An 18827-nucleotide genomic window follows, 5' to 3' on the forward strand; every position below is an offset into this window, starting at 1 on the left:
GAACCGGGGGCGCGACGCGAGCGTCGTAGCCCCGGTGCCACCTGACGAGGGGCACGACGCACGCGTCGTGTCCCTTGCGGGCGTGTCGGTGGCCTACGGATCGAACGTGGTGCTCACCGACGTCACGCTCGAGTTCACGGCCGGCGAGATCGTGGCGCTGCTCGGAGCGAACGGGGCCGGCAAGTCCACGCTGATCAAGGCGCTCTCGGGGGCCAACCCCCGCTACAGCGGCGCCATCCGGGTGGGCGGTGAGGCCGTGCACCTCTCCTCGCCCGTGCAGGCGAGGCAGCTCGGCATCACGGCCGTGCACCAGAAGGTGGCCGACGGCATCGTGCCGGGGCTCACCGTGGCCGAGAACCTCACGCTCGACGACCTGGCCCAGGCCTCCCGTCGCCCGCTGCGCTCGCGCAGCTCCGCCTTCGCCGACGCGAGGGCGGCGCTCGCCACCCTCGGCCTCGACTGGTCGGAGGCCGTGCTCGGGCGCGACGCCGCCGACCTCGCAATCTCGGATGCGCAGCTCGTGGTGCTCGCCAGAGCACTCCGCGGCACTCCCCGACTGCTCATCCTCGACGAGCCCACCTCCGCGCTCACCGCCGCCGAGGCCGAGCGCCTCTTCGAGGTGCTGCGATCCCTCCGCGCCACCGGGCTCTCGATCGTCTACGTCTCGCACCGCTTCGGCGAGATCGAGGCCCTCGCCGATCGTGTCGTGGTGCTCCGCGACGGGCGGGTGCAGAGCGAGAGCGCGCGGCCGTTCGAGTGGCACGGCATCCTGCACGACATGCTCGGGCGGGCCGCCGAGCTCTCGCACGACCGCGGTGCGGCGCAGCGGGGCCACGAGGTCGTCGCGACCGTCGACGGCATCACGCTGCTGCCGGAGGCCCCTCCCGTCTCGCTCGAGATCCGCGCGGGCGAGGTGCTGGGCATCCTGGGCCTCATCGGCGCCGGCAAGACCGAGCTCGCCGAGGTGCTCGCGGGGTTGGCCACGCCGGTCGGAGGCTCCCTCACCCTCGGCGGAGCGCCTTATGCGCCCAAGCGGCCGGGAGACGCGATCGCCGCGGGCGTCGTGCTCGTGCCGGAGGACCGCCAGCGGCAGGGCATCCTGCCGGGCTGGTCACTGCTCCGCAACGTGACGATCCCGTTCCTCCGCGCGTCCAGCGCCGGTGGACTGCTGCGGTCGAAGCTCGAGCGCCCGCGGGCCGAGACCGTCATCGACACGCTCTCCGTGGTCACCACCGGTCCGGAGGAGTCGATCGACGACCTCTCGGGCGGCAACCAGCAGAAGGTCGTCGTGGGCCGCTGGCTCTCGGCCGATCCGCGGCTCGCCCTGCTCGACGAACCGTTCCGCGGCGTCGACATCTCCGCCCGGCGCGAGATCGGCGCCCGCCTCGCCACGATCGCCGCGGGCGGTGCCGCCGCCGTGGTGCTCTCGAGCGACGTCGACGAGATCTTCGAGGTCGCCGACCGCATCGTGGTGCTCGTCGCCGGCCGCATCGAGCTCGACCAGTACGCCGACGAGACCACCAGGGAGAGCGTCATCGGCGCCTTCCTCGGCACCTCGCATCCGTCCTCCCCCGAAGGATCAACCCCATGAGCAGCACCCCCACGGGCACCTCGACCGGCGGCTCCCCCGCCGGCGCACCCGGCACCCCCGGCAAGACACCGCGCTCGCGCGCCGCCTCGGCTAAGACCTCGGAGCGCGTCGCCGCGTTCGTGGTGAAGTGGGGGTTCGTGGCCGTCACGGCCGCCCTCATCCTCTTCTTCGTGGTGACCGAGCCGAACTTCCGCACGCCGGAGAACTTCTTCGGCATGCTCAAGTTCATCGCCCCCACGGCCATCGCGGGTCTCGGCGTCATGCTGGCCATGACCGTCGGCGGCATCGACCTCTCGGTGGGGGCATCCGCGGGCTTCGCGGTGTCGATCGCGGCGTGGACGATGGTGATCGGCAACCAGGTCGGCGGTGTCGCCGTCTCGGTCGTGCTCGTCTGCGGGCTGCTCATCGGAGCACTCAACGCGTTCCTCATCGTCGTGGCGCGCATCCCGGATCTGCTCGCCACGCTCACCACGATGTTCGTGATCGTGGGCCTCAAGCTCATCATCGTCGACGGCAAGTCCATCTCGTCGCAGATGACGCTGTCGAACGGCACCACGGCGCCCGGCCGCTTCACCGCCGACTTCCTGTGGCTCGACCGCGGGTCGATCGGGCCCGTGCCGGTGCCCGTCATCATCCTCGTGGTCATCACGGTGCTGCTGTGGTTCCTGCTCGAGCGCACGCGCTGGGGTCGCGCGCTGTTCGCGGTGGGCGCCAACCCCGAGGCGGCGCGGCTCGCGGGCATCCGGGTGCAGTGGTACCGCACGATCGCCTACATGGGCTGCGGTCTGCTCGCCTCGATCGCGGGGCTGCTGCTCGCGGCGCGCATCGGTCAGGGCGACGTGAGCGCCGGCAACTCTCTGCTGCTCGATGCGGTGGCCGTGGCGCTCGTGGGCGTCTCGGTGCTCGGCATCGGCCGGCCGAACGCGTGGGGCACGGCGCTCGGCGCCGTGCTCATCGCGGTCATGGTGACGGGGTTCACCATGATCGGGCTGCCCTACTACGCGCAGGACTTCGGCAAGGGCATCGTGCTCCTCATCGCCCTGCTCTTCAGCTTCACCTTCTCCAGGCGGCGCACCGTGGTGACCGCCGGTTCCACCACCTCGACCTCGTAGCGATGCAGGATCCGCGCATGACCGACTCCCCCACCGACAGCATCACCGATTTCACGCAGCTCACCGCCGAGACGGTCGTGGCCTACCTCGCGAGCCGGCCCGCACTGGGCTCGCGGATCGACGTCTCGCGCATCGCCTCGGTGCGCGAGGTCGGTGACGGCAATCTCAACCTCGTGTTCATCGTGGCCGACGAGACGGGCGCCTCGCTCGTGCTCAAGCAGTCGCTGCCGCACGTGCGCACCGATCCGTCGTGGCCGATGACCCGCGAGCGGTCCACGCGGGAGGCCACCGTGCTGGGGGCGCACGCGGCGGCGGACCCGGAGCACGTGCCCGCGTTCCACGACTTCGACGAGGTGCACTACGTGCTCGCCCTCGAAGACCTCAGCGACCACCGGGTGTGGCGCAACGAGCTCAACGAGGGGCGGGTGCACGCCTACGCGGCCGAGGAGATCGGGCGCTACGTGGCCCGCACCGCCTTCGCCACCTCGCCGCTCGGCCTCGATCCGCTCGAGCACAAGGCCCTCGTGGCGCGGGCGGTCAACCCGGAGCTCGCGCAGATCACCGAGGACCTCGTGTTCACGGAGCCGTACATCCCGCACCCGCACAACGTGGTGCTGCCCGGCAATGAGGCCGACGTGCAGGCGCTCCGCGGCGACGCGGCGCTCGTGCGCGAGATGGGGCTCGCGAAGTGGAAGTTCATGACCACGGCCCAGTCCCTCATCCACGGCGACCTCCACACGGGCTCCGTCTTCGTGCGCCCCGCTGCGGGCACCCCGGATGCGGTGGCGGGCACGTCGGACGCGGTGGCAAGCGCGTCGGGCACGGCGTCGGTGCGGGCGTTCGACAGTGAGTTCGGGTTCGTGGGGCCCACCGGGTTCGACCTCGGGGCGCTGTGGGCCAACCTCGTGCTCGCGGCGGCGCGCGCGGAGGCGCTCGGCGAGAGCGACCGCGCCGAGCAGCTCCTCGACCTGCCGGCCCGTCTATGGGACGCCTTCGAGGCCGAGTACCGCTCCCTCTGGCCCTCCCGCGTCGACCCGCGGGTCTGGGGCGACGGCGTGCTCGAGGGGCTGCTCGACGGCATCCGCGACGACGCTGCCGTCTTCGCCGCCGCCAAGACCATCCGGCGCATCGTGGGCTTCGCGAAGGCGAGCGACCTCGAGACGCTCCCGCCCGAGCTGCGCGAGCGGGCCGCCCGTGGAGCACTCCGCGCCGGCCGCGCCCTCGCGCTCAACCGCCACGGCATCCCCTCGGTGACGGCGCTCTCGGCCGAGACCCTCGCCACCCTCCGCGCCGCCATCCACCCCTGACCCCCGCCCCTGGCTCGGTCGCGGGGTAGCGCAAGACGACCCACCTCGGGCGTTAGAGGTGCGTTGCGTTACCCGCGGGGCGGCTGGGGTGCGCGAGTGGGGGAGACTGGGGGGATGAGTGACGTGGTGCTGGACGGCGATGTCGTGGTGTTCGTGGGTGGCGAGGGCGGTGAGGTCGTGGTGCCTCAGGCCGAGGCCTCGGTCAACGTGGCCGACCTGGCCGTGACTCGGGGCGACGGGGTGTTCGAGTCGATCGGGGTCATCGACGGGCGGTTCCTCGAACTGCCCCGGCACCTCGAGCGGCTCAAGCACTCCTCCGCGATGCTCGACCTGCCCGAGCCCGACGTGGAGGCCTTCGAACGCGCCGCGCGACTGGGCGTCGCCTCCCGGGCACCCCAGCGCGAACTGCTCGTGAAGCTCCTGCACAGCCGCGGCATCGAGGGCGAGAGCAGCGCGAGCGGATGGGTGCAGGTGCTGAGCGGGCCCGATCACGGCCCGGCGCGCGAGCAGGGGATCCGCGTGGTGACCCTCGACCGCGGCTACAAGCACGATGTGGCGCAGACCTCGCCGTGGCTGCTGCAGGGCGCCAAGACGCTCTCGTACGCGGTGAACAAGGCCGCCCTGCGCGAAGCCGCCAGGCGCGGGGCCGACGACGTGATCTTCGTGAGCTCCGACGACGTGGTGCTCGAGGGGCCCACCTCCAACGTGCTCGTGCGGCACGGCGACACCTTCCGCACTCCGCGCCTCGACCTCGGCATCCTCGCCGGCACCACGCAGGCCGCGGTGTTCGAGACCCTGCGCGACCTCGGCTTCGAGACCGCCGAAGCCGTGCTCGCCCCGCACGAGCTCGTGGCCGCCGACGGCCTCTGGCTGCTCTCGAGCGGCCGACTGCTCGCACCCGTGCGCGAGCTCGACGGCCACCCGCTCCCCGTCGACGCCGTCCTCACCCGCCTGCTCCTCGAGCGCACGTTCGGCCTCTGACCCGGCGACGACTCCCCCAGCGCGCCCAGAACCCGCCCTCATGGGGGCCTGCCGCGCCCCCGCGCGGTCTGACATGCTGTGAGCGGATGCGGCCACTCACCCCGCCGCGACAGGGAGGCACCGCGCATGACCGCGACCATCACCGACGTGCTCATCGCCGGCGCGGGCCCCGTCGGGCTCGTGCTCGCCGCAGAATTGGCGCGGCGCGGAACCCCCGTGCGCATCATCGAGTCCCTCCCCGCCCCGACGACCGAGTCCCGAGCGATCGTCGTGCACTCACGGTCGCTCGACCACATCGAAGCGCTCGGCGCCCTCGATGCCCTCATGGCGCACGCCGTCGTGGCCCGCGGCATGCAGATGCACGCCGGCGACACGACCGTGGCGCAGATCTCCTTCGAATCGATCGATGCCGTGCACCCCTATTCGGCGGCACTCGCGCAGACCGACACCGAGGCGGTGCTGACCGGTCGGCTGACCGAACTCGGAGTCACGGTGGAGCGTTCGAGCACCCTGACCGGGTACAGCCAGGATGCCGACGGGGTCGACGCCGAGTTCACCGGGGCGGACGGTGAGTCGCACCGGGTGCGAGCACGCTACCTCGTGGGGGCTGATGGCGCCCGCAGCGTCGTGCGCCACGGAATGGGGCAGAAGCTGGAGGGCTCGTTCGCCGGAGAGGACTTCCTGCTGGGCGACGTGGAGGGCGATCACGACTACGACCGATCCTCGTTCCACACCTTCTTCGCACCCGGCAAGGCGACGGGCCTGCTCTTCGCGCTCCCCGGCGACCGGGTGCGGGTCTTCGCGCAGCTCGCTCCCGACACAGATCCTGAACGGCCCGTCACCATCGAATGGCTGCAGGATGCGCTGGACGAGCGCGGCGTGCGCCTGCACATCCGCGAGTCGCACTGGCTCACCCGCGTGCAGCTCAAGCACGGACAGGTTCCGCGGTATCGCGACGGCCGGGTGTTCCTGGCGGGCGATGCAGCGCACATCCACAGCCCGGCCGGTGGGCTCGGCATGAACACGGGAATGCAGGATGCGATGAACCTCGGCTGGAAGCTCGCCGCAGCCGCGCAGCCGGGGGTCGGCGATGCGTCTGCCCTCCTCGACAGCTATCACGCCGAACGCCATCCCGTCGCGGCCTCCGTGATCGCGTTCACGACCCGACTGTCGACGGTCGGCACCCTGAGCAATCCCGTGGCCCAGCACGCCCGCAACATCCTGATCCACCTGGGGCTCGAGCTGCCCGCAGTGGCCGAACGCCTCGCGGGCACGGTCGAGCAGCAGAACGTGCGCTACCGCGACAGCCCCGTCGTCTCCGGGTCGGGCAAGTCGCTCCGGCCTGGCGACTTCCTGCACCTGCCGGACACGATCGTGGCGCGCGGGCTGGCGGGGCGGCCGAACCACCTGGCCATCCTGCTGCCCGCTGCGAACGGGGCGCCGGCCACACGGTCGACCGACTGGACGACGGACGGGGAGAGCGGCGGGCAGAGGGACTGGGTGACGGAGCTGATCGTCACCGACCACGACACCGCCGAACTCCGGCGATCCACCGGGCTCGCCGCGGGAGGGGTGGTGATCGTGCGCCCCGATGGCTACGTGGGCCACATCGGCCCCGACGTCGAGGCGGGGGTCGCGGACTACGGCGCGCACCTCGGGTACGCAGCGCGGTAGGTGGGGCCCGCGGGGCCGACGGTGGGGCCCGCCGCTCCTCAGATGATGCCCGCCTCGCCAGAGGTGGAGCCGGCGAGCTAGCGGGTGGCGAGGGCTATCTGGAGGAGGGCCTCTGTGAGTTCGAGGTGCCAGCGGGCCTGGCGCAGGTCGGCGCCCCAGGCGTAGATGCCGTGGCTCGCCACGAGCAGCGCAGGCACCTCCGCCACGTCGCGCGTGCGCGGCAGGTAGACGCGCTCGAAGTCGTCGCCGAGCACCCGCATGTCCTGGTGGTTCTGCACCACGGGCAGCACCACCCGCTCGCCGTGCGCCGAGTGCCCGATGCCCTTCAGCATCTCGAGGTCGTGCAGCACGACCCCCTCCGGCCAGGCGTGCGCGGCCCGCACCGCCGCGAGCGCGTGCACGTGGATGACCGCACCTGCTCCGGTGACCGCCGCGATCCGCGCGTGCAGCCCGGCCTCCGCCGACGGCTTGCGCGCGAGGCCCAGCCGGGCCGTGACGTCGTCGGCCGGCGCATCCGGAACCCATTCGCCGTCGCCGTCGATGAGCACGATGTCGGCGGAGGTGAGCTCGCCCTTGTCGAGGCCGGAGGCCGTGACCGCGAGGCGCAGCGGGTCGCGCGCCAGGGTGACCGAGAGGTTGCCGGCCGTGCCCGGCATCCAGCCGAGGCCGGCGAAGCGCGCCGACTCGGCGGCCAGGGATGCCCCGGCTGCGGCGAGCGAGGCATCGTCGACCACGCCGTCACCCAGCACGTGCGCCACGACGGGCGCCCCGCCCGAATCGCCCGCAGCACCCGCCTCGGTCACGGGGCGACCACCTCGACGTCGGCGAACGACGACACCACGGCGGCCTCGCCGAAGTCGGCCTCGAAGAACGGCTCGCCCTCGCGCGAGAAGGCCACGACCTGCCAGCCGGCCGCGAGGGCCGCCTCCACCTCCCCGGGGTTGTCGGTGAAGAACACGAGCTCCGCCGCAGGGATGCCGAGCGCCGCCGCGATGGCGTCGTAGGAGGAGGTCTCCTTCTTGGGGCCCGCGCTCACGGTGTCGAAGAAGTCGGTGATGAGCCCCGTGAGGTCGCCGTCGGGCGAGTGCCGGAACCACGGCACCTGCGAGGCGATCGAGCCCGACGAGAACACCGCGAGGCCCACTCCCTGCTCGTGCCAGGCCCGCAGCTCGGGGATGACGTCGTCGAAGAAGTGCGACGAGATCTCTCCGCGTGCGAAGCCCTCGGCCCAGATCTGGCCCTGCACGGTCTTGAGCGGGGTGGCCTTCACGTCGCGCTCCATCCACTCGTGCATGACCGCCACGATCTGGTCGGTCGAGGCATCGGTGGCGAGGTCGGCGTCGTGGATGACCTGGGCGCGGGCCTCGGCGATGGCGGGATCGGCGGCGTGGTCGTCGAGCCAGGCGGCGAGGCGGGGGCGGGCGTAGTCGTAGAGGTCGCCCAGGATGAAGCCCGCGGCGCTCGTGGTGCCCTCGATGTCGACCACCACGGCGCGCGCCGAGATGGCGAGGGGGTCGGGCGTGGGAGTGGGGGTGCTGTCTTCGGTCACGGTGCGCTCCTCGGGAGGGGGATGGGGGACGAGAACGGTGTCACGGGCCGGTGGGCTCGGTCGGGGTGCCCGGCGCAGACGGCGCTGGCTCGCCCGTGAGGAGGTGGTGGAGGGCGGCGTCGAAGAGGCGGGCGGAGGCCTCCGGGAGGAGGGCGGAGGGGAGCGACTCGATGTCGGCGGCGTGCGAGTAGCCCGCCGCGCGACGGATGCCCTCCACTCCCGCGAACCCCCAGGCATCGCGCACGATGCGGGCGAGCGACTCCTCGTCGTGCCCCGCCGCGAGCCACACCGAGGCGAAGGCCTCGAGCGACGCCGTCACGGCCGAGTAGCGCCGGGTGGCGAGCTCCTCGTCCCCCACGACCGAGGCCGCGAGGGCCGCGAGCTCGAGGTTGGCCCAGAACAGTCCGAGGTCGAGCCCGATGGGCCCCACGAAGCTGAACTCGGGGTCGAAGACCTTGACGTGCTGCACGCCGTCACGACGGCCGATCATGACCGATCCGCTGTGCAGGTCGCCGTGCACGAGCGCTTCGTGCCTGGTCTCGAACACCTCGCGGATGCGCGCGACAGCAGCTCGCACGGCCCCGTCGGCGTCGGCGTGCAGGGCCCGCACGCGCTGCTCGAGCGACGGGTGCCAGTGGTTGTGCTCGTGCTCGCGGTAGGGCTCGTCGAGCACGACGTCGATGGTGAGGGCGCAGAGCTCCGGGTTCGCGGCGAGCTCGATGAGGCGGGCGTGCTCCTCGTCACCGAGGGCGAGCGCCGAGGTCGCGACGGCGAGCTCGCCCACGAAGCGGCCGACCACGGATCCGAGGTCGGTGAAGTCGATCTCGAGGGCGTCGCCGGGTGTCGAGATGCGGCGCACGAGGGCGTCGCGCAGCACGGCGAGGTCGGAGAGGTCCTCCATGACGAGCACGAAGCGCGACTCGTCGAAGTCGACGATGTGCGGGATCGATTCCGGCACCCGCTCGGCGAGCAGCTCGTAGGTGCGGGCCTCGGAGGCGATGCGGGTGGGGTCGATGGGCCAGTCCGGACCCGCGACCTGCACCCACGGCGGCGCCTGCTTGACGGCGAGCGACCCCGCGGGGCCACGCGCCAAGAACACGCGGTTCATGTTGCCCGCGGTCACCTCGACCACCCGGATCGCCGCGCGCCCGTCACCGGTCGGGGAACCCGCATCCGCACCCCCGCCGGCACCGGCACTGGGCGCGATGGTACCGGCGCGCTCTGGCTCGATGGGGTCCGCGGCATCCGCATCGCCTCCGAGCACGTGGTGCAGGAGGTCGCGGCGGGCCAGGTGGGCGATGACGTCGTCGGCGGTGACGAGCAGGTCGTACTCGGGCACGCTCATGCGCGCTCCCCCGCGGCGGCGTAGAGCTCGCCGACCCGTGCGGGCTCGAAGGCTCCGCGGTCGGTCACGATGCGTGTGACGAAGCGGGCGGGCGTGACGTCGAAGGCCGGGTACCAGGCCTCGGTGACGAGCGGGGAGGCCGTGCGCCGGCCGAGGGTGTGCAGCACCTCGGCGGGGTCGCGCGACTCCACCACGATGTCGTCGGCGGTGGGGGCCTCCGGATCCGGTGCCTGCACGAGCGCGTAGAACGGCACGTCGAAGGCGTGGGCGGCCACGGCGAGACCGAGCGTGCCCACCTTGTTCACGACGCTGCCGTCGAGCGACACCCGATCCGCCGCCGTCACGAGCGCATCGATGGGCCCGATCCCACCGGTCCGGCCGCCACCGCTGACCCCGCCGAGCACGCTGGCCGCATCCGACCCGCCGATCCCACCGGCCGCCCGAGACCCACCGGCGGCGCCGAGCCCGGCGATCCCGCTCGCCGCTGTGGCGCGTCCCGCGGCGAGCGCTGCCGCCCCCATGCCGTCGGTGATGAGCGTCACGCGCTCCCCGAGCTCGGCGAGGGTGTGCGCGGTGAGCCTGGCGCCCTGCAGGTAGGGCCGGGTCTCGGTGGCCATCCACTCGAAGCGCTTGCCCGCGGCACGGGCGGCGCGCACGAGCTCGATGAGGTAGGTGTCCATCCAGCAGTGGGTGAGGATGCGCGCACCGTCGGGCAGCAAAGCCACGGTCGCCGCACCCAAGCGGTGGCTGCGCTCGCGGTAGTGGCGCGCACCCTCGCGGGCCGCCTCGACGACCGCCGTCACGAGCTCCGCGGTCGACCCGCCACCGAGCGCGCCCGCGCCACGCGAGTCCACGTCGGTCGCACCGGGGTCGGCGAGGGCGCGATCGACCGCGGCGAGCACGTGGGCCACGGCCTCGCGGGGGTGGTTGTTCGTGGGGCGCGCGCTCTCGAGCACCCGCCCGGCCTCGCGCATGCGCTCGCGTGCCGCCGCGGGAGGAAGGCCCGCCACCTGCAGCGCCGTGATCTCGAGCCCCGCGTAGGCCGCGAACAGCGGTCCGGAGCTCTGCGTCACCATCGCCGCGATGGCCGAGGCCACCTGCTCGGCATCGGTGGCGGTGACCCACTGCACGGCCTCCGGGAACACGCGACGATCGAGGATGTGCACAGCCCCGCCCTCCACGCGCACCGAGTCGTCGAGCGCGGGCACGCGCAGGCCGTCGACCCCGCGGGTGTCGAAGTCGGTGTCGGTGGTGGTCATGTGCATCCCGTCGATTTCCCCCACCGAGGATACCGCTCCGCTCTGAACGGATGCGCGCCTAAGCTGGCTGCGGCGGCCTGCTCGGCCGTGAACGGCAGGGGGATGCAGTGAGCGACAACGACCACCGACGCACTCCGGCGGGCTGGCACCAGGATCCGGCAGGGTCAGGATCCCTCCGTTGGTGGGACGGCACGACCTGGACCGAGCACTACCAGCCGGCCCCCCAGTCCCAGCCGGCACCGCAGTCCCAGCCGGCCCCCCAGTCCCAGCCGGCCCCCCAGTCCCAGCCGGCCCCGCAGCCCCAGTTCACCCCGGCCGCCCCCTCGCAGTACCCGGGCCAGCCCGGGTACCCGGGCCAGGCCCAGAACGCCTACCCCTACCCCTACCCGGCGCAGGGCCCCGCACCCATCCCGAAGGTGGCTCCGGGCACTCCCGCGTACGGACCCTTCATCTGGATCATCACGCTCCTCCCCCTCATCGGCCTGCTCACCCTGCCGTTCACACTCGCCGACTACGAGCAGCAGATCAACGCCCCCTTCCAGGCCGCCACCACCGACCCGTTCGGCGGGGCCTCCGCGGCCTCCCTCGCGGCGCAGGCCGTCGGCACCCTCCTCACCTGGGCCGTCTACGCGGTGGGCATCGTGCTGGCCTTCTTCGACCGCAAGTGGCTCCTGGCCCGCGGCTACGCCCAGCCGTTCCACTGGGCGTTCGCGTTCCTCAACCCCGTCTACCCCATCGGGCGCTCCATCGTGGTGCGCCGCCGCTCGGGTCGCGGCATCGCACCGATGTGGGTGTCGTTCGCCCTCATCGCGATGTCGATCATCGCGTCGATCGTGATCATCGTCCTCACGATCGACCTCATCCGCAACGGCGTCAGCACCATGCCGGGCCTCACCGCCTAGCACCCGCTGAGGCACCGGCCGCGGCACCGGCCACGGCACCCGATACCGCCGCCCTCACTCCGGGTCGGTGGGATTCCGTCTCGCCACGAGCAGCGGATCCGCCGGGGTGAACGGGAACGACGGCAGCGTTGCCTCGTCGACCCCGAACGTGGCCGCGAGCACAGGGCGGGAGAACGCCGAGGCCGAGGCCCGGTAGCCGATGTCACCGGGCGTCGGCTGGTCGAAGAAGATCAGGAAGTGGATCTGCTCGTCACCGAGCACCTCGATCTGGTGCGGGTACGCGCGCGGGATGAAGTAGACGTCACCGGCCTCGAGCAGATACGTGTCGACGGTGCCGTCGGGGTCGAGGATCGACATGCGCGCCCGCCCCCGGTGCACGTAGCCCATCTCGGCGGTGCGCGGGTGCCAGTGCGGCTCCCGCATGCCGCTCTCCTCCACGGTGAGCGAGTACATCGAGAGGTTCTCGAGCGCGGGCCAGAACTGGCTCCGCGCGAGCTTGACGTGGGCGAACGGATAGCTGAGCGGCGCGTTCTGCCCCTCCACGTCGAACTTGTGCGGGTTGCTGAAGCCGGCGGTGTCCGGCACCACGGGCTCCCCCTGCCGCACCACGATGTCGCGCGACCCGGTGTCGCGCACGAGGGGCTCGAACGCCGACGCGTCGAGGTCGTAGGTGTTGCCGAGCACCGCATCCGTCATCGTGCCGAACGCCGCCTGCAGCGAGAAGTCCTCCGGGCGCTCGTGCGAGAACGCCACGATCACCTCCGCCGCGTCGTCGCCGATGTTCTCGAGGTGGTGCAGCGAGCCGGAGGGGACGGTGAACATCTGACCCGCGGTGAGGGTGAAGGAGGAGAAGGTGCTACCGTCGTCGAGGATGGAGACGAGCAGCGAACCGCTCAGACAGTAGCCGAGCTCGTGGGCGTTGGCGTGCCAGTGCGGTTCACGGATGCTGCCGGGCTCGAGCACGAGCCGCTTGATCGACAGGCGCTCGAGCAGGGGGAAGTCGTCGGCGGTGAGACGACGGATGGAGCCCGCGGGGCTCTCGTGCTGGGCGGGGGCCTCGAGCAGCGATCGCACGTGGCGGGAGGTGGAGTGGTTCGTCATGGCGACACGCTAGTCAGGGGCTCGGGCGGCGGCCACGTCAAGAAGTCGGAAGCTTCCCCGTCGGCGCTCGGCGGGCCGACGGGCGCTACGCTCGGAACGACGTCTGGCAGATGACGTCGAGCGGTGGGTGGGGACGGGCCGGATGGCGAAGGAGAGCGGAGCGCTCGGGGAGTTCCTGCGCGCGCGCCGGGGGCTCGTGACACCGGAGGCCGCTGGGCTCGTGGGCACACCCGCCTCCGGCTCGACGGCCCGCCGCGTGCCTGGGCTGCGCCGCGAGGAGGTGGCCTCGCTCGCCGGCATCAGCACCGAGTACTACCTGCGGCTCGAGCAGGGTCGCGAGCACCAGCCCTCCGACCAGGTGCTCGCCGCCCTGGGCCGCGCTCTGCAGCTCGACCCCGATGCGCGGCGCTACCTCACCCGGCTCGCCAGGAGCGCTCAGGCCACCGCCGACGTGCCGACGGATGCCGGGCGGGAGCTGTGACCCGGAGTGCAGGCGCTGCTCGCGCAGTGGGCCGACACCCCGGCCGTCGTGCTCGACCGCAACCTCGACGTGGCGGCCTCGACCCCGCTCGCCGAAGCGCTCGCCCCCGGGTTCCTCAACCAGGGCGTGAATCTCGTGCTGGCGACCTTCGACGGCGCCGCCGCCTTCGAGAGCTCCCCCACCTCCGAGAACGCCGCCGCGCAGCGCGCCGCCTGGTACGAGAAGGCCGCGCAGATGGTGGCGGCGCTGCGCTACCACGGCGAGCCGCGCGACCCGCGGTTCCAGGAGATCCTGGGCATCCTCTCGGTGCGTCACCGAGCGTTCCGCGAGATCTGGGCACGGTACGACGCCCGCCCCCTCGTGGCCGGCCCCACCCGCATGCGCATCGAGGGGCACGGCTGGGTCGACTTCTCGTGGCAGGTGCTCGAGGTGCCGAACAGCCCCGGGTACGTGGTGCTCAGCTACTGGTGCCCCGCGGGCAGTCCGGCGGCCCTCGCGGTGGAGGACCTGGCCCTCAGGCTTCGGACCCGCCCGTGACGAGCTCGGCCAGCATCGCGAGCGACCGCGCGGAGGCGTCGTCGACGGGCCGCCACGCCACCATGGTGTCGTCGGTCTGACCGGGGGGCCGCAAGCGGTGGAAGGCGAGGTGCATGTCGCCCACCACCCGGTGCGGGAACAGGCACGATCCCGTCGGCTCCGTCGGGCCCGACTCGTCGGCCCACGCCTCGGAGAAGCTGCGGCTGTGCGCCGAGAGCTCGCCCACGATGCTCCGGAAGGCGTCGTCGGCGTCGTTCTCGTCGAGGGACTCGCGGAGGCTCCCCGCCACCTGGCCGGCGAGGGCCTGCCAGCCGGGCTGGGTGCGGGCGACCTCCGGATCGAGGAACGTCGACCGTGCGAGGTTCATGCCCTCGCGGAAGTTCGGTGTGAGCGCCCGCGCGATGGCGTTCGAGACCACCACGGTGAGGTGCCTGTCGTGCACGAACGCGGGCACCCCCGGCCACGCATCGACGAGCGCACGCAACCTCTCCCGCGCTGCGCTGTCGCCTGGCCCGCCGTCCACCAGCCCGCCGTCCACCGGCCCGCCGTCCTCCGGCACCGCGCCCTCCGCCATGTCCGTCCTCCTTCGGCCGACCCGTCGCCCCAGGTCTAGTCGCTCACGGGGGGCACCGTCTGCCGACGATTGTCGGAAACCCCCTCGACTCGAGCCGTTGCCCCACAACCCGCACGGGAGCAGAATCGCCCCATGACAGCGAACGAGCAGGCCATCGACGCATCCGTCCCCCCGAGCGGGCCGGGCTGCGTGGAGTGCGAGCAGACCGGCAGCTGGTGGCTGCACCTCCGTCGCTGCGCCGCGTGCGGGCACGTGGGCTGCTGCGACGACTCCCTCAACCGGCACGCCACCGCGCACTACCGCTCCACGGGGCACCCCGTGATCCAGAGCTTCGAGCCGGGCGAGGACTGGTTCTGGAACTACGACACCGACGACTACACCGACGGCCCCACCCTGGCGCCGCCGCACGCGCATCCGCTCACCCAGACCACCCCCGGCCCCGCCGACCGGGTGCCCGCCGACTGGCAGTCGCAGCTCTCCTGACGCCGCGCGCCCCCCACCTCCGCTCGCGATTCCTGGGTGGTAGTCAGGGGGCCACGCGGAGCCGGCCGGTGGAGGCTTACCGTGGCGGCAGCATGAATCTCCAGGATGTGGTGGACCAGCTCGCCGACACGCTCGGCCGTTCCGTCGTGATCAACGACCTCCAGTACCGCCCGCTCGCGGCGAGCGCCCAGGGGGAGGAGATCGACGCCCTGCGCACCACGACGCTGCTGAGGCGCAGCGCCCCCTCCGAGGCGCGGGCCTACCTCGATCGGCTCAAGGTCAACGAGTCGCCCAGACCCATGACCATCGAGCTCGCTCCGTTCGGCGGTCGTGCACGACTGGCCGTTCCGGTGCGCGACGAGAACGGGCCGCTCGCCGTGCTGTGGCTCATCACCGGAGGGCTCCGGCCGCTCGGCTCGGCCGACTTCGAGGCCGTCGACGCCGCCGTGCTGCTCGCCCGCGACGCGCTCTCGGGCACCGGCCGCGCGGGACACCCGGGGGCGCTGAGCGCGCCGGGCACGACCGGCACACACGGCATGCAGGGCACACAGGGCACGGCAGGCACACAGGGCACACAGGGCACGCCAGGCACGCAGACCGGATCCGCCCCCTCGAGCGCCTCGGGCACCAGGGCGGCCCTCGTGGCGCGCCTGCTCGCCGACGACGTGCACGTGCGCCGCAGCGCGTTCTCCGCCGCGGCCTCCCAGCACGTCCTCGAACGGGGATCGGGCACCGTGGTGCTCGCGATCGCGCTGGATCCGACCGTGAGCACGATCGCACGCATCGCCTTCGGCCGTCACCTCGCCGCGCTCCGCTCCACACCGCTCGTGCTCCTCGGCGAGCGCGAGGGTGCACTCCTGCTCGCGGGGCGCAGCGAGCACGCCGACGCCGCCGTGGAGAGCGCGAGGCGCGAGGCGGCCGTGCAATCGGTGCGCCTCCTGGCGCTCGGCACGGCGCACCCCGGCCGTCGCGAAGACGACCTGCTGCCCGCAGCCGAACGCGCCCTCACGGCCGCCCGTGTTCTGCAGGGGCTGCCCCCTGAGGCCGCCGCCCGGTACGCCGGTCGCGCCGACATCTCGCAGCTCGGCACCTGGCTGCTGCTGGATGCCGTGGCCGGCGAGGGCGTGGACCTCGCCACGTACTCCCCCGCCGCGCACACCCTGTGCGTCGGTGGCGACACGGTGCAGCGCACCACGATCGAGAAGTACCTCGACGCCGGGGCCAACGTGCGCGCCGCGTGCGAGCTGCTGCACGTGCACCGCACCACGCTCTACTACCGCCTCGAGAACATGCCGGAGGTGGTGCGCGAGGCCCTCGACGACGGTGTGGCCCGCAGCACGCTGCACCTGTGTCTCAAACTCGTCCGCCAGTGGGAGTCGACCGGGAGGTTCTAGACGGATGCAACGAGTCCACGTCTACGGCAGCAGGCAGAGCCGCGATGCCTACGCGATCCGCGATTTCCTCACCCGCAGCGTCGTCGACTTCGACTGGACGCCGATCGAGACGGATGCGGACTGCGTGCGTCTCGTCGGCTGCGTGCTCGCCGACGCGCGCCTGCCCGTGGTCGTGCTGCCCGACGGGAGCCGGCTGAACGATCCGGATCTCACCGAGATCGCCACGAGACTCGGTTGGGTGAGCACGCCGCGCCTCCGTGAGTACGACCTCTCCATCTACGGCGCAGGGCCGGCGGGGCTCTCCGCCGCGGTGTACGCCGCCTCGGAGGGTCTCTCGGTCGTGCTGGTGGAGCGCGAGGCGGTGGGCGGCCAGGCCGGGTCGAGCAGCCTCATCGAGAACTACCTCGGCTTCCCCGGCGGCATCCCGGGCGCCGAGCTCGCGGAGCGGGCACGCCAGCAGGCGGTGACCTTCGGAGCGGAGCTGCTGCTCATGCGCGGCGGGATCCGCGGGGAGTTCCACGACCACCGCATCCACGCCAGGCTCACCGACGGCAGCACCATGGTGGCGCGCTCCACCATCTGCGCCACGGGGGTCGAGTGGCGTCGGCTCGGGCTCGACCGGGAGGACGACCTGCTCGGCCTCGGGCTCTACTACGGCGCGGGCACGAGCGAGGCCCCGCAGTGCGCGGGCGAGGAGGTCTACGTGGTGGGGGGCGGCAACTCGGCGGGGCAGGCGGTCATGAACCTCTCGGCGCACGCGCGACGGGTGACCATGGTGGTGCGCGGACCGAACCTCTCCGACACGCTCTCGAGCTACCTCGCCGAGCGGGTCACGAGGCAGCCGAACGTGCGCATCCTCCTCGACACCCGGGTGTCGAGGCTCGACGGAGACGACTCGCTCGCTTCGATCGAGCTCGAGGACACCCGCGACGGCACCAGGCAGACGGTCGAGACGAGTCGCCTGTTCGTCTGCATCGGCGGAGCGCCGGACACCGGATGGGCGGCTGACACCCCGCTGCAGCGCGACCGGCTCGGCTACCTCGTGACGGGGCCCGACCTCGACCCCACCGCACTCGCGGCGACCTGGCCGCTCGAGCGGCCGCCGTTCTACCTCGAGACGAGTGTGCCCGGGTCGTTCGCCGCGGGCGACGTGCGGCGCAACTCGGTGAAGCGGGTCGCGTCGGCCGTGGGCGAGGGGGCGATGGCCGTGACCTTCGCACACCGCTACCTCGCGGAGACGTTCTGATGAGCGGCGAGAAGAAGAGCGAGATGAGGGGCACGGCCAAGAGCACGACGCGCGGCGCGGTCGGGTCGCTGCCGCAGGTGCGGCACGCCGCCGGCTTCTGGATCATCGCCGTCACGTTCCTGCTCGTGATGGCCTACTCCACCGTGCCCACGCCGCTCTATCCGCTCTACCAGCAGCGCGACGGCTTCCCGACGTTCACGATCACCGTCATCTTCGCCGCCTACGCCGTGGGTGTCATGATCAGCCTCTACCTCTTCGGCCACGTGAGCGACTGGGTGGGTCGCCGTCGGGTGCTGCTCATCGCCGTGCTGCTCTCGGCGCTCAGCGCGCTCATGTTCGTGTTCTGGTCGGAGGTGCCCGGCCTCATCGTGGCGCGGATCGTGAACGGCGCGAGCATCGGCATCCTCACCGCCACCGCCACCGCCCACCTCGGCGAGCTCCGGCGGGTGGCGAGGCCGGACGAGAACAGCATCGTGGCCGCTTCGGTCTCGGGAGCTGCGAACCTCGGGGGGCTCGCGCTCGGCCCGCTCATCGGCGGGGTGTTCGCCGAGTTCCTGCCCGACCCGCTCCTGCTGCCGCACGTCGTGTTCCTCGTGGTGCTGCTCGTGGCCGCCCTGGTGCTGCTCATGGTGCCCGAGACGGTGGAGGTGCCGAGCGACCCGCCGCGCTGGCGGCCGCAGCGAGTCTCGGTGCCGCGGCAGTCGCGGCGGGCGTTCCTCATCGCGGCGTTCGGGGCCTTCTCGGGGTTCGCCGTGCTGGGGCTCTTCACCTCGCTGGCCCCGACCTTCCTCGTCACCACGTTCCGCCAGGGCGATCACCTGCTCGCGGGCGCCACCACGTTCTCGGTCTTCGCCGCGGCGGCGGCCGGGCAGATCCTGCTCGCGCGGGTCGGGTTGCGCACGCAGCTGACGGTCGCGGTGGCGGGGTGCGCGGTGGGGCTCGTGGGCGTGGCGATCGGGGCCGTCGCTCCGCTGCTGGTCGTGTTCCTCGCGGGTGGTGTGCTCGCCGGGCTGGGGGTGGGAGTGCTCTTCAAGGGCGCGCTCGGCACGGCCGTGGCGGTCGCCGATCCTGCTCGCAAGGGTGAGAGCCTCGCGCTCATGTTCCTCGTGGCCTACGCGGGCCTCGCACTGCCCGTGCTCGCGATCGGAGCCGTGCTGCTCGTGGAGCCGCCCACGCCCGTGCTGCTCGTGTTCGTGGCGCTCGTGCTCGCGGCCACCGTGACGTCGGGCCTTCTCATGCGCCGAGGGGCGCCCCGCGCCTGAGGGAGGGCGCGCGCGGGCGGGTTCGCCGC

18 protein-coding genes are annotated in these 18827 nt (G+C 72.6%); 12 read left to right on the forward strand and 6 right to left on the reverse strand.

Features of this window, described 5'->3' with window-relative positions; translation table 11 throughout:
- Positions 1-67: 67 nt before the first annotated feature.
- From ACEXQC_RS15265 to ACEXQC_RS15285, 5 genes are all read left to right on the forward strand, one after another.
- On the forward strand, positions 68-1591 hold the full coding sequence (locus ACEXQC_RS15265; protein WP_374824159.1) for a sugar ABC transporter ATP-binding protein: 1524 nt from the start codon (positions 68-70) through the stop codon (positions 1589-1591).
- The gene (locus ACEXQC_RS15270; protein ID WP_374824162.1) at positions 1588-2703 is read left to right on the forward strand and encodes an ABC transporter permease; all 1116 of its coding nucleotides are present in this window, start codon (positions 1588-1590) and stop codon (positions 2701-2703) included. The genes ACEXQC_RS15265 and ACEXQC_RS15270 overlap by 4 nt, the downstream gene beginning before the upstream one ends.
- A 17-nt stretch (positions 2704-2720) precedes the next feature.
- Positions 2721-4010 carry an S-methyl-5-thioribose kinase gene (locus ACEXQC_RS15275; RefSeq protein ID WP_374824165.1) on the forward strand — a complete coding sequence of 430 codons (1290 nt, stop codon included), beginning with the start codon at positions 2721-2723 and terminating at the stop codon, positions 4008-4010.
- 114 nt (positions 4011-4124) lie between these two features.
- A complete protein-coding gene (locus ACEXQC_RS15280) occupies positions 4125-4991 on the forward strand; it encodes an aminodeoxychorismate lyase (protein ID WP_374824168.1) in 867 nt (288 codons plus the stop codon).
- 126 nt (positions 4992-5117) lie between these two features.
- Positions 5118-6665, forward strand: coding sequence for an FAD-dependent monooxygenase (locus ACEXQC_RS15285; protein WP_374824171.1), 1548 nt, complete (start codon positions 5118-5120; stop codon positions 6663-6665).
- A 77-nt stretch (positions 6666-6742) separates the two neighbouring features.
- Here ACEXQC_RS15285 and mtnB read toward each other — a convergent pair whose 3' ends face one another.
- The 4 genes from mtnB to ACEXQC_RS15305 are packed head-to-tail and all read right to left on the reverse strand — an operon-like array spanning position 6743 to position 10818.
- Complete coding sequence (gene mtnB / locus ACEXQC_RS15290) at positions 6743-7468, reverse strand: methylthioribulose 1-phosphate dehydratase (RefSeq protein ID WP_374824173.1); 726 nt, start codon at positions 7466-7468, stop codon at positions 6743-6745.
- Positions 7465-8214, reverse strand: coding sequence for an acireductone synthase (gene mtnC / locus ACEXQC_RS15295; RefSeq protein WP_374824176.1), 750 nt, complete (start codon positions 8212-8214; stop codon positions 7465-7467). The genes mtnB and mtnC overlap by 4 nt, the downstream gene beginning before the upstream one ends.
- 40 nt (positions 8215-8254) lie before the next feature.
- A complete protein-coding gene (locus ACEXQC_RS15300; RefSeq protein WP_374824179.1) occupies positions 8255-9559 on the reverse strand; it encodes a phosphotransferase in 1305 nt (434 codons plus the stop codon).
- Positions 9556-10818, reverse strand: coding sequence for a translation initiation factor eIF-2B alpha/beta/delta subunit family protein (locus tag ACEXQC_RS15305; protein ID WP_374824182.1), 1263 nt, complete (start codon positions 10816-10818; stop codon positions 9556-9558). Before ACEXQC_RS15305 ends, ACEXQC_RS15300 begins: the two co-directional genes overlap by 4 nt.
- A gap of 107 nt (positions 10819-10925) precedes the next feature.
- Here ACEXQC_RS15305 and ACEXQC_RS15310 point away from each other — a divergent pair, with 107 nt between their 5' ends.
- On the forward strand, positions 10926-11720 hold the full coding sequence (locus ACEXQC_RS15310; RefSeq protein WP_374824185.1) for a DUF2510 domain-containing protein: 795 nt from the start codon (positions 10926-10928) through the stop codon (positions 11718-11720).
- A 54-nt stretch (positions 11721-11774) separates the two neighbouring features.
- Here ACEXQC_RS15310 and ACEXQC_RS15315 read toward each other — a convergent pair whose 3' ends face one another.
- Complete coding sequence (locus ACEXQC_RS15315) at positions 11775-12821, reverse strand: cupin domain-containing protein (protein WP_374824187.1); 1047 nt, start codon at positions 12819-12821, stop codon at positions 11775-11777.
- Between the two features lie 142 nt (positions 12822-12963).
- On the opposite strand from ACEXQC_RS15315, the gene ACEXQC_RS15320 reads away from it, so the two are divergent.
- Positions 12964-13302: a helix-turn-helix domain-containing protein gene (locus ACEXQC_RS15320; RefSeq protein ID WP_374824190.1), complete on the forward strand. Its 339-nt coding sequence runs from the start codon at positions 12964-12966 to the stop codon at positions 13300-13302.
- Between the two features lie 6 nt (positions 13303-13308).
- Positions 13309-13839 carry an MmyB family transcriptional regulator gene (locus ACEXQC_RS15325; RefSeq protein WP_374824193.1) on the forward strand — a complete coding sequence of 177 codons (531 nt, stop codon included), beginning with the start codon at positions 13309-13311 and terminating at the stop codon, positions 13837-13839.
- Here ACEXQC_RS15325 and ACEXQC_RS15330 read toward each other — a convergent pair.
- Positions 13817-14413 carry an MmyB family transcriptional regulator gene (locus tag ACEXQC_RS15330; protein WP_374824196.1) on the reverse strand — a complete coding sequence of 199 codons (597 nt, stop codon included), beginning with the start codon at positions 14411-14413 and terminating at the stop codon, positions 13817-13819. The two genes, ACEXQC_RS15325 and ACEXQC_RS15330, sit on opposite strands and share 23 nt — an antisense overlap.
- A gap of 132 nt (positions 14414-14545) precedes the next feature.
- On the opposite strand from ACEXQC_RS15330, the gene ACEXQC_RS15335 reads away from it, so the two are divergent.
- From ACEXQC_RS15335 to ACEXQC_RS15350, 4 genes are all read left to right on the forward strand, one after another.
- Complete coding sequence (locus tag ACEXQC_RS15335) at positions 14546-14896, forward strand: UBP-type zinc finger domain-containing protein (RefSeq protein ID WP_374824199.1); 351 nt, start codon at positions 14546-14548, stop codon at positions 14894-14896.
- A gap of 92 nt (positions 14897-14988) precedes the next feature.
- The gene (locus ACEXQC_RS15340; RefSeq protein ID WP_374824202.1) at positions 14989-16290 is read left to right on the forward strand and encodes a helix-turn-helix domain-containing protein; all 1302 of its coding nucleotides are present in this window, start codon (positions 14989-14991) and stop codon (positions 16288-16290) included.
- A 4-nt stretch (positions 16291-16294) separates the two neighbouring features.
- Entirely contained in the window at positions 16295-17536 is a 1242-nt protein-coding gene (locus ACEXQC_RS15345) for an NAD(P)/FAD-dependent oxidoreductase (protein ID WP_374824205.1), read from the forward strand.
- Positions 17536-18798 carry an MFS transporter gene (locus tag ACEXQC_RS15350; protein ID WP_374824208.1) on the forward strand — a complete coding sequence of 421 codons (1263 nt, stop codon included), beginning with the start codon at positions 17536-17538 and terminating at the stop codon, positions 18796-18798. The genes ACEXQC_RS15345 and ACEXQC_RS15350 overlap by 1 nt, the downstream gene beginning before the upstream one ends.
- Positions 18799-18827 lie beyond the last annotated feature (29 nt).

This window comes from Herbiconiux liukaitaii (genome assembly GCF_041927495.1).
Taxonomy (GTDB): Bacteria; Actinomycetota; Actinomycetes; order Actinomycetales; family Microbacteriaceae; genus Herbiconiux; species Herbiconiux liukaitaii.